Genomic DNA, 13,441 nt, shown 5'->3' on the forward strand with positions numbered 1-13,441 from the left:
TGATCGCACTGAGGTCGACATAGGAGAGAACTCGTGGACGACGTTCTGCGACGCGCCCCGCTGTTCGCGGCGCTCGACGACGAGCAGGCCGCTGAGCTGCGCGCCTCGATGAGTGAGGCGACGCTTGCCCGAGGGGACGCGCTCTTCCACGAGGGCGACCCGGGTGACCGGCTGTACGTGGTCACCGAGGGCAAGGTGAAGCTGCACCGCACGTCACCCGACGGCCGCGAGAACATGCTGGCGGTCCTCGGCCCCGGCGAGCTCATCGGCGAGCTGTCGCTGTTCGACCCGGGCCCGCGCACCGCCACGGCGACCGCGCTGACCGAGGTCAAGCTGCTCGGCCTCGGCCACGGCGACCTCCAGCCCTGGCTGAACGCGCGCCCCGAGGTGGCCACCGCGCTGCTGCGCGCCGTCGCCCGCCGCCTGCGCAAGACCAACGACCAGATGTCCGACCTGGTCTTCTCCGACGTGCCGGGCCGTGTCGCCCGCGCGCTCCTCGACCTGTCGCGCCGCTTCGGCGTGCAGTCGGAGGAGGGCATCCACGTCGTCCACGACCTCACCCAGGAGGAGCTCGCCCAGCTCGTCGGCGCCTCCCGCGAGACGGTCAACAAGGCGCTCGCCGACTTCGCCCAGCGCGGCTGGCTGCGCCTGGAGGCCCGTGCCGTGATCCTGCTGGACGTGGAGCGCCTCGCGAAGCGCTCGCGATAACCGGCACGCGCCGGCGCGCACGAACGCCGAGAAGGGGCCGCCCGGTCGACCGGGCGGCCCCTTCCGCATGCCGTACCGCCGCGATCAGCGCTTGGTGCCGTCCACGATCAGCGGGTTCGAGCCACCGCCGCCGCAGGGCACCGCGTAGACCGGGTTCTTCGCCGAGGCCTCCTTGTAGGCGTCGATGCACTGGTTCATGAGGACCTTGTCGGTCAGGGACTCGTTGAGGATCTTGTTGGCGCGGGCGATGCCCTCGGCCTCGATGCGGCGCCGGTCGGACTCCGCCTTGGCGGTACGGGCGGCCTCGAGGGCCCGCTCGGTCGCCTGCTGCTGCTGGATCTTGCGGTCGATCTGGTCCTGCAGGGCCTGCGAGGGCTTCACGTTGCGCAGGTTGACGGTGGTGACGTCGATGCCGCGCGGCGCGAGGCGCTCCTTGATGAGACCGGCGATCTCGGCGTTGATCTTCTCGCGGTCGGAGGCGTAGCCCTGCTCGCTCGTGTACCGGGCGAAGACGTTGCGGACGATCTCCCGGCTGTCCGGGTAGACGAGCCGCTGCTGGATGGCGTCCTCGCTGCCGGCCAGCTTGTACAGCTCGACGGCCTTGGACGGGTGCACCGCCCACTTCACCGTGACCTCGGCGTACATCACGCCGCCCTGCGAGGAGCGGACCTCCACCACGTCCTTGTCGGAGAGGTTGAGGTCCACGGGCCGCGTCGAGAAGGTCGTGACGGTCGTGAACGGCGAGGTCATGTGCATGCCGGAGGTCATCGGCGTGCCGACCTTGCCGAAGGCGACCGGGACGCCGACCTCGTACGCGCTGATCACGTACGTCACGCTCACGACCAGCGAGAACACGCCGGCGATCACGGCGCCGAGCGCGCCCAGCTTGAGGCCGCGGCTGTCGTTCGCGCGGCCGACGAAGTAGAGCACCGCTGCCGTGATGACCAGCAGGATGGCTATGACGAACACGGGCTTCCCCCCAAGAACTACGGCCAGATGTAAGCGGAGCGTAAGACACCCGGCGGAGCCTCCCGGTTGCGGGGTCGCCGGGGTCAGATCAAGCCGTGTTCCTTCAGGTAGTCCAGCTGCGCCCGCACGGAGAGCTCCGCCGCCGGCCACAGCGAACGGTCCACGTCCGCGTACACCTCGGCGACGACCTCCGGAGCCGTCGTGTGCCCGTTCTCGACCGCCGTCTCCACCTGGGCCAGCCGGTTCGCCCGGTGTGCCAGATAGAACTCCACGGCGCCCTGCGCGTCCTCCAGGACCGGCCCGTGCCCCGGGAGCACCGTGTGGACCCCGTCGTCGAGGGTGAGGGAGCGCAGCCGCCGCAGCGAGTCCAGGTAGTCGCCGAGCCGCCCGTCGGGGTGCGCCACGATCGTCGTGCCGCGCCCCAGGACGGTGTCCCCGGTCAGCACCGCACGGTCGGCCGGGAGGTGGAAGGAGAGCGAGTCCGAGGTGTGCCCCGGAGTGGGGACGACCCGCATCTCCAGCCCGCCGGTGGTGATCACGTCCCCCGCGGCCAGTCCCTCGTCGCCGAGCCGCAGCGCCGGATCCAGCGCCCGCACCGCGGTCCGGGTCAGCTCGGCGAACCGCACCGCGCCCTCGGCGTGGTCCGGATGCCCGTGCGTGAGCAAGGTGAGGCCGACCCGCTTGCCGAGCCTCTCGGCGGTCTCGACGACCCGGCGCAGATGCCCCTCGTCGAGCGGTCCGGGGTCGACGACGACGGCGAGGTCGGAGTCCGGCTCGGCGACGATCCAGGTGTTGGTGCCGTCCAGGGTCATCGCGGAGGGGTTGGGCGCGAGCACGTTGTACGCGCGCGGGGTGCCGGGGCCGGAGACCACGGTCCCGCGCGGCTGGCCGGGAAGGGCCGCGGCGTCGCTCATGACGCACCTCCGCCGGCTCCCGCGGACGGTTCCGTGGGGATGTGCTTGGTGAACTCGTCGTGCCCCGGCCAGCTGAGGACCAGCCGGTCGCCGTCGAGCCGGGCCTGGGCGAGGACAGGGGTCATGTCCTGGTCCGCCGACGCGGCCAGGGCCGCCTCGGCGCTCCCGTATCCCTGGATGGCGCGCAGGGTGGAGATGGTCGGCGGCATCATCGTGAACTCGCCCCGGTCGTAGCCGGCCGCCGCGTCCAGCGGGCGGATCCACACCGTGCGGTCGGCCTCGGTGGAGGCGTTCCGGGTGCGCTGGCCGGCCGGCAGGGCCGCGACGAAGAACCAGGTGTCGTAGCGCCGCTGCTCGAACTCGGGCGTGATCCAGCGGGCCCACTCGCCGAGCAGGTCCGAGCGCAGCACGAGCCCGCGCCGGTCGAGGAAGTCGGCGAAGGACAGCTCGCGGGCGACCAGGGCCTCGCGGTCCTTCTCCCAGTCCTCGCCGGTCGTGTCGCCGACGACGGTGTCCTCGGTCTCCCCGGCGAGCAGGACGCCGGCCTCCTCGTACGTCTCCCGCACCGCCGCGCACACCACGGCCTGCGCCTCCGCGGGGTCCGTCAGCCCGAGCCGGGCCGCCCACTCCTCGCGGGAGGGGCCCGCCCAGCGCACGGGGTGCTCGTCACGCGGATCGACGCCGCCCCCGGGGTAGGCGTACGCGCCGCCCGCGAAGGCCATGGAGGCACGGCGGCGCAGCATGTGGACGAGCGGGCCGGCCGGACCGTCCTTGAGGAGCAGCACGGTGGCGGCCCGCCGGGGTGTCGCGGGAACGAGCTCACCGGCCGCGAGGGCGCGGATGCGGTCGGGCCATTCCGGTGGGTACCACTGACCATTCGACATGGCCGGATGCTATGCGCAAGCATCGAGATGCACGAGAGCCGATTCCCTCCGGGCGGGAGGAAACCGGCTCGACGGGCGGTCTGCGCGGGCATCCGGGACGCATGGCGCGCGAGCGGGCCGGGCGCGGGCCGCGGCCCGCGCGGGCCGGCGCTCAGTCCTGGACGAGCTCCACCTGGATCTCGAGCTCGACCGGGGCGTCCAGCGGGAGGACCGTGACGCCGACGGCGCTGCGGGCGTGCACGCCCTTGTCGCCGAGCACGGCGCCGAGCAGCTCGCTGGCGCCGTTGACGACGCCCGGCTGTCCGGTGAAGTCGGGGGCGGAGGCGACGAAGCCCACCACCTTCACGACCCGCTTGATCCGGTCCAGGTCACCGGCGACCGACTTGACGGCGGCCAGGGCGTTGAGCGCGCAGGTGGCGGCGAGCTCCTTGGCCTCCTCGGGCGTCACCTCGCCGCCGACCTTGCCGGTGATGGGCAGCTTGCCGGCCACCATCGGGAGCTGGCCCGAGGTGTACACGTACACCCCGGACTGCACGGCCGGCTGGTAGGTGGCGATCGGCGGCACGACCTCGGGCAGGGTCAGGCCCAGCTCGGCGATCTTCGCCTCGACGGATCCGGCCCCGCTCACGAGGACCTCTCCCGCTTCAGGTAGGCCACGAGCTGCTCGGGGTTGTTCGGCCCGGGCACGACCTGGACGAGCTCCCAGCCGTCCTCGCCCCAGGTGTCAAGAATCTGCTTCGTCGCGTGCACCAGCAGCGGCACAGTCGCGTACTCCCACTTGGTCATGAGCCGACTGTAGCCGCTGCCGCGGAGCGCCCCGCTCCCGTAGGGGCTCTTTCAGGGGCGCGTCCGGGGCGGCCCTCTGATTGGGCCGGGCCGCCAGTGGTTAGGCTCGAAGGCGTGAGCAGGCTCCAGGTCGTCAGCGGCAAGGGCGGTACCGGTAAGACGACGGTGGCCGCCGCACTCGCGCTCGCCCTCGCCACCGAGGGCAAGCGCACCCTCCTGGTCGAGGTCGAGGGCAGGCAGGGCATCGCCCAGCTCTTCGAGACGGAGGCGTTGCCGTACGAGGAGCGGAAGATCGCGGTCGCTCCGGGCGGCGGCGAGGTCTTCGCCCTGGCCATCGACGCCGAGCGCGCGCTCCTCGACTACCTCCAGATGTTCTACAAGCTGGGCAGCGCGGGCCGGGCCCTGAAGAAGCTCGGCGCGATCGACTTCGCGACGACGATAGCCCCGGGCGTCCGCGACGTGCTGCTGACCGGCAAGGCGTGCGAGGCGGTCCGCCGCCGCGAGAAGCAGGGCGGCTTCACCTACGACTACGTGGTGATGGACGCGCCGCCGACCGGCCGCATCACCCGCTTCCTCAACGTCAACGACGAGGTGGCGGGGCTGGCGAGGATCGGCCCGATACACAACCAGGCCCAGGCGATCATGCGCTTCCTGAAGTCCCCGGACACCGCGGTGCACCTGGTGACGCTCCTGGAGGAGATGCCGGTCCAGGAGACCGCCGACGGGATCGCCGAGCTGCGCGCGGCCGAACTGCCCGTGGGCCGCGCCATCGTGAACATGGTCCGGCCGCACGTCCTCGACGAGGCGGCGGTGGCGGCCGCTTCGGGCGCCCACCGGGACGCCGTCGCCGCGACCTTGGCGGCGGCCGGCGTCAAGGGCGGGACGAGGCTGGTCGGGCCGCTGCTCGAGCAGGCCGCGGAGCACGCCCAGCGGGTGGAGCTGGAGCGGGCCCAGCGCGAGGCGCTGAACGGCATCGGGGTGCCGACGTTCGAACTGCCCTTCCTGGGGGACGGGGCGGACATCGCCGGGCTGTACCGGCTGGCGAAGGAGCTGCGGAGACAAGGGGTGGGCACGTGACGGAGAAGACGGCGGCCGGCGGTCTGGACACCGCGCCCGTCCTGGAGCTCGATCCGCTGATCGACGACCCGGGCACCCGCATCATCGTGTGCTGCGGCGCCGGCGGGGTCGGCAAGACGACGACCGCGGCGGCCCTCGGGGTGCGGGCGGCGGAGCGGGGCCGGCGGGTGGTGGTGCTCACCATCGACCCGGCGCGCCGGCTCGCCCAGTCCATGGGGATCGACTCGCTGGACAACGTGCCGCGCAGGGTGGACGGCGTCAAGGGCCCGGACGGCGGCGAGCTGCACGCGATGATGCTCGACATGAAGCGGACCTTCGACGAGATCGTCGAGGCGCACGCGGACGCCGACCGCGCCCGGGCGATCCTGGAGAACCCCTTCTACCAGTCCCTGTCGGCCGGCTTCGCCGGCACGCAGGAGTACATGGCGATGGAGAAGCTGGGCCAGCTGCGGGCGAGGGACGAGTGGGACCTGATCGTGGTCGACACGCCGCCGTCCCGTTCGGCGCTGGACTTCCTGGACGCGCCGAAGCGGCTCGGGTCGTTCCTGGACGGGAAGTTCATCAAGCTCCTGATGGCGCCCGCGAAGGTGGGCGGCCGGGCCGGGATGAAGTTCCTGAACGTCGGCATGTCGATGATGACGGGGACGCTGGGGAAGCTGCTCGGGGGGCAGTTCCTGAAGGACGTGCAGACCTTCGTGGCGGCGATGGACACGATGTTCGGCGGCTTCCGGACCCGCGCGGACGCCACGTACAAGCTGCTGCAGGCGCCGGGCACGGCCTTCCTCGTGGTCGCCACTCCGGAGCGGGACGCGCTGCGCGAGGCGGCGTACTTCGTGGAGCGGCTGGCCGCGGAGGAGATGCCGCTGGCCGGTCTCGTCCTCAATCGGGTCCATGGCAGCGGCGCCGCCCGGCTGTCGGCCGAGCGGGCACGGGCCGCCGCAGAAAATCTTGACGAGGGCCGCATTGTGGATCAGGGCGCCGGGAAGGTTCCTGGGCGTGGCTCCCGGGCCACTTCTCCCGAGTCGTCACACCCCCCTGCGGACCCCTCCGCAGACCTCGCCACCGCCGCCGCACGTTCCCGGTCCGAGGCTGCCCCCACAGCCGACGCGGACACGGGCGCCGCACGTTCCCTGCCCGAGGCTGCCCCCACAGCCGACGCGGACACGGACGTCCGGCAACTGACCGCAGGCCTGCTCCGTCTCCATGCGGAGCGGATGCAGGTGCTCGCACGCGAACAGCGCACGCGCGACCGCTTCACCGCGCTCCACCCGGAGGTGGCGGTCGCCGAAGTGGCCGCCCTGCCCGGCGATGTGCACGACCTCGACGGGCTGCGGGCGATCGGTGACCGTCTGACGGTCGGCCGTATGCCCTGACGGGCGCGCCGACCGCTATGGCGTGGTGGGACGGGCTCCCGCCCCCTAGCCCACCGCCGCGTACGTCTCGTACGTCGCGTCGTCGTCCATCGCCACGGGCAGCAGGCCCGCTCCGCGCTCGTACTCGGTGCGCGCGGTCTCCAGGAGCCGGCGCCACGAGGTCACGGTCGGCCGACGGCGCAGCAGTGCGCGTCGCTCGCGCTCCGTCATGCCGCCCCACACGCCGAACTCCACGCGGTTGTCGAGGGCGTCGGCGAGGCACTCGGTCCGCACCGGACACCCGGTGCACACCGCCTTCGCCCTGTTCTGCGCCGCGCCCTGCACGAAAAGTTCATCCGGATCGGTAGTGCGGCAGGCCGCCTGCGCACTCCAGTCAGCTACCCAGCCCATACCGGCGCCGTCCTCTCCCGAATCGAGGCTCCCCCACGGCGGTAGCGGCATATTCACCGCTGCCAGTTGGGACGTTACGGAAGGTGGGGACAGCGCAACACCCCCTTCGGGCCCAATCTTGAATGGCCCGAACGGACTATGCGTGCGCGTGAGATCACCCAGGGGAGTGACCCCAGGACATCATGCCCATAACGGACATGAGTCGAATTCAGGCATGAAGCCACCGCGCTTCGGGTACGCGGGAATTCACGCCGACGTCATGCACGGGTCTTGCTGCGAGACCACGCGGCTGTGACAGTTGGGAGCAGCTTAGGCCAAGGCATATCCGTGTGTCCGGCGAATGGGAACGTCGACACGTCACGCTGCCGTGCGTGCAGTTCAGGCGGGGGAAAGGGCCCGGCCCCCACGGCCGGGCGGCACCCGGATGTCACGGTCTGGTACGCGAACGCTCCGAGAAGCCCCCGCTCCTACGGAACGCTCATGTCCACGGATTAGGCTGCCCCCATGCCAAAGAAGCGCTCGGGCGGAGGTCTGACCGGGACCCAGCAGGCCGCCAAGTTCCTCGGTGTCAGTGTGCTCTCCGGAGCCGTGCTGGCGGGCATCGCCCTGCCCGCGGCCGGAGCGCTGGGACTTGCGGCGAAGGGCACGGTCGAGGGATTCGACGAGATCCCCTCGAACCTGAAGACGCCCCCGCTGAGTCAGCGCACCACGATCCTCGACTCCGAGGGCGGCCACATCGCCACGGTGTACTCGCGCGACCGCAAGGTCGTGCCGATCGAGAAGATCTCGCCGTACATGCAGAAGGCGATCGTCGCCATCGAGGACTCGCGCTTCTACGAGCACGGCGCGATCGACCTCAAGGGCGTGCTGCGCGCCATCAACCGCAACGCGCAGTCGGGCGGCGTCGCGCAGGGCGCGTCCACGCTCACCCAGCAGTACGTGAAGAACGTCTTCGTCGAGGAGGCCGGTGACGACCCCGAGAAGGTCGCCCAGGCCACCCAGCAGACCCTGGGCCGCAAGGTGCGCGAGCTGAAGTTCGCCATCCAGGTCGAGGAGGAGCTGGGGAAGAAGAAGATCCTGGAGAACTACCTCAACATCACGTTCTTCGGGCAGCAGGCGTACGGCATCGAGGCCGCCTCGCAGCGCTACTTCTCCAAGCACGCCGCCGACCTCACCCTCCCCGAGGCCGCCATGATGGCCGGCCTCGTGCAGTCGCCGAGCCGCTTCGACCCGGTGAACGACCTCCAGGAGGCCACCAAGCGCCGCAACATCGTGCTGCAGCGCATGGCCGACGTGAAGGACGTCAGCCAGGCCGAGGCCGACCAGGCGAAGGCCACCCCGATCAAGCTGAAGGTGAAGTCGCCGAAGAACGGCTGCATCACCGCCGTGGACGGCGCCGGCTTCTTCTGTGACTACGTCCGCAAGACGATCCTCAACGACCCGGTCTTCGGCAAGACCGCCGAGGAGCGCCAGAAGCTGTGGAACCTGGGCGGTCTGACCATCCGGACCACCCTCGACCCGCGCGCCCAGGCCGCCGCCAACGAGGCCGCCGTCGCCAAGGTCGACAAGGACGACCCGGTCGCCGCCTCGGTGGTCCAGGTCCAGCCCGGCAGCGGCAAGATCCTGTCGATGGGCCAGTCCCGCCCGTACGGCCTCGACCAGAAGCTGCACCAGACGACGCTCAACCTCGCCGTCGGCAAGAGGATGGGCGGCACGACCTACGGCTTCCAGGTCGGTTCGACCTTCAAGCCGATCACGGCCGCGGCCGCGCTGGAGAAGGGCCTCAGCCCGGCGCAGTCCTTCACGACGCCGTGGAAGATCTCGCTGCCGATGAGCTCGTACAACACCTGCGCGGGCGGCCCCTCCGGCGGCGGCAACTGGGACCTGCAGAACGAGATGGAGTCCGAGGCCGGCAGCTGGGACATGACCAGCGCCCTCGGCAAGTCCATCAACACGTACTTCGCGCAGCTGGAGCAGATGACCGGCCTGTGCGAGACGGTGACGATGGCGCAGAAGATGGGGTACGAGCGGGAGCTCGGCAAGAAGCTGAAGGAGCTTCCCTCCATCACCCTCGGCGGCCAGGAGGCGACCCCGCTCGACATGGCCTCGGTCTACGCGACCTTCGCCAACCGCGGCACGTACTGCACCCCGGTCGTCATCGAGTCGATCACGACGGCCACCGGCGAGAAGCTGAAGGTCCCGCAGACCGAGTGCTCGCGGGCGATGTCCGAGCGGACCGCGGACAGCGTCAACCAGATGCTCAAGGGCGTCGTCGAGGACGGTACGGGCACCAAGGCCGGTCTGAGCGACCGCGACAACGCGGGCAAGACGGGTACGACCAACGACCGCAAGGACGCCTGGTTCGTCGGCTACACGCCGAACCTGGCCACGGCGGTCTGGGTCGGTGACGACGTCGGCGAGAAGAAGTCGATGTACGACATCACCATCGGCGGCCAGTACTACGACAAGGTCTGCGGTGGCTGCCTCCCCGGCCCGATCTGGCGGATCGCGATGACCGGTGCGCTCAACGCCGGGGAGACCCCGTCCTTCGTCCCGATCAACGTGCCGCGCGGCGCGCAGCCCGCGGACAAGGACAAGGACAAGAACAAGCGCCCCGGCGACGACAACAAGCCGGGCGGCCGCGACCCGGGCACCACGCTGCCGGGCGGCATCACCATCCCGCCGGACCTGATCGGCGGAACCAACGGCCGCGGAGGCCGCGGCGGCGGTGGCGGTGGCGGGCACTGATCCCGGCCGCACGGCCCCGGCCCCATGACGAAGGCGCCCCACCCGGCAGGACCGGATGGGGCGCCTTCGGCGTGTGGGCGGGCGGCCCGCACGAAGCAACTGCGGCCGGGCGAGAACGGGCGGGCTTGAGTGGGCGGGCCTGAGTGGGCAGGCCCAAGTGGACGGGCCCAAGTGGACCGGCCCCCCAGCGGACGGGCCCGAGCAGGCGGGCCCGAGTGGACCGGCCGGAGCGGGCGGGCCCGAGCGGACCGCCTGAGCGGGCGGGCCCGAGTGGACCGGCCTGAGCGAGCGGGCCCGAGCGGGCCGGCCAGAGCAAGCGGGCCTGAGTGGACGGGCCCGAGCGGGCGGGCCCGAGCGGACCGGCCCGAGCCGGCAGGCCCGAGCGGGCAGGCCGTCCCTCCTGGGCCGCCACGGGCCGCCTGGGCGGGTCAGCCCGCGAGCAGTCGCTTCACGACGGCGGCGACCCGGCCGCCCTCCGCCTGCCCGGCGACCTTCGGGTTCACGATCTTCATGACGGCGCCCATCGCGCGCGGGCCCTCGGCGCCGGCGCCCTTGGCCTCCTCGACGGCGGCGGCCACGATGCCCTCCAGCTCCTCGTCGGAGAGCTGCTTCGGCAGGTACGCGTCGAGGACCTCGCCCTCGGCCACCTCGCGCGCGGCGGACTCGGCACGACCGCCCTGGGTGAAGGCGTCCGCGGCCTCGCGGCGCTTCTTCGCCTCCTTGGCGATCACCTTCTGCACCTCGTCGTCGGAGAGTTCGCGCTTGGTCTTGCCCGCGACCTCCTCCTTCTGGATCGCGGCGATGGTCATCCGCAGGGTCGAGGAGCGCAGTTCGTCGCGGGCCTTGATCGCGGCGTTGAGGTCGTCCTGAAGCTTGGCCTTGAGCGTGGTCATGGGGTCAAGTGTGTCAGGTGCCCGGCCCGCACCGCCCGCGCATTTCCGCCGACCAGGTCTGCGACGATAGGGAGATGCGCGCACGGTACGGGATCCCCCTGAAGATCACGGCAGGTCTCACGGCGACGGCCGCGGCCGGACTCGTCTACGCGGCGGGCTTCGAGGCCCGCTCGTTCCGACTGCGCCGGGTGACCGTCCCGGTGCTCCCCCCAGGCATGCGTGACCTGCGGGTCCTCCAGGTCTCCGACATCCACATGGTGTGCGGGCAGCGCAAGAAGCGCGCCTGGCTCCAGTCCCTCGCGGGCCTGCGTCCCGACTTCGTCGTCAACACCGGCGACAACCTCTCCGACACACAGGCCGTCCCCGAGGTGCTCGACGCGCTCGGGCCGCTGATGGAGTTCCCCGGCGTCTACGTCTTCGGCTCCAACGACTACTACGGGCCCCGGCTGCGCAACCCCGCCCTCTATCTCAAGGAGAAGATGCAGGGCCGGCACGGTCTCAACGGCAACCCGCCGGCGGTCGGCGTCGTGCACAACCCGTGGGAGGACCTGCGGGACGCCTTCGACACGGCGGGCTGGGTGAACCTCACCAACACCCGCGGCCGGCTGAAGCTGCCCGACCTGGACCTCGCCTTCACCGGCATCGACGACCCCCACATCAAGCGGGACCGGTACGAGCGGGTCGCCGGCGGCCCCGATCCGGACGCCGACTTCAGCGTGGGCGTGGTGCACGCGCCGTACCTGCGGTCGCTCGACGCGTTCACCGCGGACGGCTACGAGCTGGTGCTGGCCGGCCACACCCACGGGGGCCAGCTGTGCGTCCCCTTCTACGGGGCCCTGGTCACCAACTGCGACCTGGACACCGACCGGGTCAAGGGCCTGTCCACCCACACGGCCGGCGGCCACACCTCGTACCTGCACGTCTCGGCGGGCTGCGGCACCAACCGCTACACCCCGGTCCGCTTCGCCTGCCCGCCCGAGGCGACGCTGCTCACCCTGACCGCCCGGCGCTGATCTCCCCGCCCCCGTCCCGGGCGGCGCATACGGTGACCCCATGCCGTATCCCGCCGTGACCTCCGCCTTCCGCGGCCTGCTCGCCCTGGCCGCGGTGACGGGCATCGTGATCGAGTGCGTCGAGGGCAGCCCCCTCGTCGTCTTCAGCTTCTTCACGATCTGGTCGAACGCCGCCGTCGCCGTCGTCCTCGGCCTGGGCGCCGTACGCGCCGCCGCCCGCCGCCCGCCGCTGCCCGCGCTGTGGACCGGCGGGGTGCTGCTCTGCATCACGGTGGTGGGGCTGGTCTTCCACCTGGTCCTGGACAACGAGGCCAGCCAGTTCAACGAGGCCGCCGCGATCGCCCGCCTCAGGGGCGCCAGGGCCGCCGCCAACCAGCTCCTGCACACCGTCACCCCGATCGGCGTGGTCCTGGACTGGCTCCTGCTCACCCGCCCCGGCGCGCTGCGGTGGCGCCACGCGGCCCAGTGGCTCGCCGCGCCCGGCGCGTACCTCGTCTTCGCCCTGGCCCGCGGCGCCCTGGTCTCCCCCGACACGCCGACCCGCTACACGTACCCCTTCCTCGACGTCACCGCCCACGGCTACCCCGGCGTCCTCACCAACGCCCTCGTCCTGGGCCTGGCCTTCTACGCCCTCGGTCTCGCCCTGGTCACCGTGGACCGCTTCCGACCTGCGGTGGGGGGCCGTGAAAACCGGATTTCGTCTCTGGGCGCGGGTGGGCTAAAGTAATCGATGTCGCCGCGACGGGAAGACCACAGCAGCGACATCGGGGTGTAGCGCAGCTTGGCAGCGCGCTTCGTTCGGGACGAAGAGGTCGTGGGTTCAAATCCCGCCACCCCGACAGCCGAAACAGCAGGTGAGGCCGGTACTGGATTCAGTACCGGCCTCACCTGTTTCTGTCTGCGTGTCTATCTGCGTGACTACCGCTTCCCGCGTGTCTACGGTCGCTGCGGATCAGCGCCGAAGATCCCGCCCCTGACGACGGCACCGATCCACGTCACCCGACCCCTGTCGGCGCGGTGCTGACCGGCCACACGGACACGGTGCACTCCGTCGCCTTCAGCCCCGACGGCCGCACTCTCGCCAGCGGCAGCCCGGACGACACCATCCGGCTCAGGAACGTGGCCGACCCACGGCACTGATCGGCACCAGCCACACGGGCGCCGTGTGGCCGGTGGCTTTCAGTCCGGACGGGGCCATGCTCGCCGCAGGCAGCGCCGGCAGCAAGGCGAGCCTGTGGAACGTCAGCGATCCCGCGTACCCGTCGCAGGTCGGCGAACCTCTCGCCGGGAGCAGCGGCGAGAGGTACGCCGTGGGCTTCAGCCCTGATGGCCGGACCCTCGCCACCGGGAGTGGCGACAACAGGGAACGATCACGTGATCGAGCCCGCGCACCTCTTCGAGACCTGGCTCCCGAGCAAGTACCGCGACAGGGGGCCGGAGCCCTTCACGGCAGTCATCGGGGAGCTGGAGTACAGCGGCGGGGAGTACCGATTCACGACGGACCCCGACGGCCGGCTCACGGACTGGTGGCGGTACGAGGACGGCATCTTCCCGTACAAGCGGATCATCGCCGCAGTCGGGTCTTCGCGCGACGAGATGACCCTGGAGGGCATCACCCGAAAGCAGATGCGCCGGGCTGCTGGGGCCCGAAGGCCCGGCTCGCCGACATGGACATGAACCATTCGC

At 71.4% G+C, this 13,441-nt stretch carries 13 protein-coding genes, 1 tRNA gene and 2 pseudogenes; 9 read left to right on the top strand and 7 right to left on the bottom strand.

The features are described 5' to 3' along the window. The first annotated feature begins 33 nt into the window (after positions 1-33). On the top strand, positions 34-708 hold the full coding sequence (locus ACGF1Z_RS20600; protein ID WP_015034542.1) for a Crp/Fnr family transcriptional regulator: 675 nt from the start codon (positions 34-36) through the stop codon (positions 706-708). Between the two features lie 84 nt (positions 709-792). Here the strand turns inward: ACGF1Z_RS20600 and ACGF1Z_RS20605 are convergent, their stop codons facing one another. The 5 genes from ACGF1Z_RS20605 to ACGF1Z_RS20625 form a co-directional block, all read right to left on the bottom strand. Then, entirely contained in the window at positions 793-1,677 is an 885-nt protein-coding gene (locus tag ACGF1Z_RS20605; RefSeq protein ID WP_393005963.1) for a prohibitin family protein, read from the bottom strand. An 83-nt stretch (positions 1,678-1,760) separates the two neighbouring features. After that, positions 1,761-2,591, bottom strand: a complete 831-nt coding sequence (locus ACGF1Z_RS20610; protein WP_393005965.1) for an MBL fold metallo-hydrolase — start codon at positions 2,589-2,591, stop codon at positions 1,761-1,763. Next, entirely contained in the window at positions 2,588-3,475 is an 888-nt protein-coding gene (locus tag ACGF1Z_RS20615; protein ID WP_393005967.1) for an NUDIX hydrolase, read from the bottom strand. The genes ACGF1Z_RS20610 and ACGF1Z_RS20615 overlap by 4 nt, the downstream gene beginning before the upstream one ends. Before the next feature lie 151 nt (positions 3,476-3,626). Continuing rightward, the gene (locus ACGF1Z_RS20620; protein WP_393005969.1) at positions 3,627-4,103 is read right to left on the bottom strand and encodes a RidA family protein; all 477 of its coding nucleotides are present in this window, start codon (positions 4,101-4,103) and stop codon (positions 3,627-3,629) included. Next, positions 4,100-4,261: a DUF4177 domain-containing protein gene (locus tag ACGF1Z_RS20625; protein WP_386864757.1), complete on the bottom strand. Its 162-nt coding sequence runs from the start codon at positions 4,259-4,261 to the stop codon at positions 4,100-4,102. Before ACGF1Z_RS20625 ends, ACGF1Z_RS20620 begins: the two co-directional genes overlap by 4 nt. Positions 4,262-4,375: 114 nt before the next feature. Between ACGF1Z_RS20625 and ACGF1Z_RS20630 the strand changes: the two genes are divergently transcribed. Together ACGF1Z_RS20630 and ACGF1Z_RS20635 are read left to right on the top strand one after the other, a co-directional pair. Continuing rightward, a complete protein-coding gene (locus tag ACGF1Z_RS20630) occupies positions 4,376-5,338 on the top strand; it encodes an ArsA family ATPase (protein ID WP_393005971.1) in 963 nt (320 codons plus the stop codon). Next, positions 5,335-6,711 carry an ArsA family ATPase gene (locus tag ACGF1Z_RS20635; RefSeq protein WP_393005973.1) on the top strand — a complete coding sequence of 459 codons (1,377 nt, stop codon included), beginning with the start codon at positions 5,335-5,337 and terminating at the stop codon, positions 6,709-6,711. The genes ACGF1Z_RS20630 and ACGF1Z_RS20635 overlap by 4 nt, the downstream gene beginning before the upstream one ends. 45 nt (positions 6,712-6,756) lie before the next feature. On the opposite strand, the gene ACGF1Z_RS20640 is transcribed toward ACGF1Z_RS20635, so the two are convergent. Continuing rightward, on the bottom strand, positions 6,757-7,101 hold the full coding sequence (locus ACGF1Z_RS20640) for a WhiB family transcriptional regulator (RefSeq protein ID WP_046910200.1): 345 nt from the start codon (positions 7,099-7,101) through the stop codon (positions 6,757-6,759). 504 nt (positions 7,102-7,605) lie between these two features. Here ACGF1Z_RS20640 and ACGF1Z_RS20645 point away from each other — a divergent pair. Then, the gene (locus tag ACGF1Z_RS20645) at positions 7,606-9,849 is read left to right on the top strand and encodes a transglycosylase domain-containing protein (RefSeq protein ID WP_393005975.1); all 2,244 of its coding nucleotides are present in this window, start codon (positions 7,606-7,608) and stop codon (positions 9,847-9,849) included. 428 nt (positions 9,850-10,277) lie between these two features. Here ACGF1Z_RS20645 and ACGF1Z_RS20650 read toward each other — a convergent pair whose 3' ends face one another. Then, a complete protein-coding gene (locus ACGF1Z_RS20650) occupies positions 10,278-10,742 on the bottom strand; it encodes a GatB/YqeY domain-containing protein (protein ID WP_393005977.1) in 465 nt (154 codons plus the stop codon). A 74-nt stretch (positions 10,743-10,816) separates the two neighbouring features. Here ACGF1Z_RS20650 and ACGF1Z_RS20655 point away from each other — a divergent pair, with 74 nt between their 5' ends. From ACGF1Z_RS20655 to ACGF1Z_RS20675, 5 genes and pseudogenes are all read left to right on the top strand, one after another. Next, complete coding sequence (locus tag ACGF1Z_RS20655; RefSeq protein WP_393005979.1) at positions 10,817-11,755, top strand: metallophosphoesterase; 939 nt, start codon at positions 10,817-10,819, stop codon at positions 11,753-11,755. A 40-nt stretch (positions 11,756-11,795) separates the two neighbouring features. After that, entirely contained in the window at positions 11,796-12,482 is a 687-nt protein-coding gene (locus tag ACGF1Z_RS20660) for a Pr6Pr family membrane protein (RefSeq protein WP_393005981.1), read from the top strand. A gap of 38 nt (positions 12,483-12,520) precedes the next feature. Beyond that, positions 12,521-12,594: transfer RNA gene (locus ACGF1Z_RS20665), tRNA-Pro, on the top strand. Between the two features lie 139 nt (positions 12,595-12,733). Next, positions 12,734-13,125 (top strand): annotated as a pseudogene (locus ACGF1Z_RS20670) (WD40 repeat domain-containing protein); the annotation flags it as partial. Beyond that, a pseudogene (locus ACGF1Z_RS20675) lies at positions 13,082-13,437 on the top strand (hypothetical protein); the annotation flags it as partial. The pseudogenes ACGF1Z_RS20670 and ACGF1Z_RS20675, both read left to right, overlap by 44 nt. Between the last annotated feature and the right edge of the window lie 4 nt (positions 13,438-13,441).

Origin of the sequence: Streptomyces sp. NPDC048018 (assembly GCF_043202995.1) — a bacterium.
Lineage (GTDB): Bacteria > Actinomycetota > Actinomycetes > Streptomycetales > Streptomycetaceae > Streptomyces.

Coding starts and splice junctions, on each gene's coding strand:
- ACGF1Z_RS20610 (WP_393005965.1), bottom strand. CDS start 2,591: ATGAGCGACGCCGCGGCCCTTCCCGGCCAGCCGCGCGGGACCGTGGTC.
- ACGF1Z_RS20615 (WP_393005967.1), bottom strand. CDS start 3,475: ATGTCGAATGGTCAGTGGTACCCACCGGAATGGCCCGACCGCATCCGC.
- ACGF1Z_RS20625 (WP_386864757.1), bottom strand. CDS start 4,261: ATGACCAAGTGGGAGTACGCGACTGTGCCGCTGCTGGTGCACGCGACG.
- ACGF1Z_RS20640 (WP_046910200.1), bottom strand. CDS start 7,101: ATGGGCTGGGTAGCTGACTGGAGTGCGCAGGCGGCCTGCCGCACTACC.
- ACGF1Z_RS20645 (WP_393005975.1), top strand. CDS start 7,606: ATGCCAAAGAAGCGCTCGGGCGGAGGTCTGACCGGGACCCAGCAGGCC.
- ACGF1Z_RS20650 (WP_393005977.1), bottom strand. CDS start 10,742: ATGACCACGCTCAAGGCCAAGCTTCAGGACGACCTCAACGCCGCGATC.
- ACGF1Z_RS20655 (WP_393005979.1), top strand. CDS start 10,817: ATGCGCGCACGGTACGGGATCCCCCTGAAGATCACGGCAGGTCTCACG.
- ACGF1Z_RS20660 (WP_393005981.1), top strand. CDS start 11,796: ATGCCGTATCCCGCCGTGACCTCCGCCTTCCGCGGCCTGCTCGCCCTG.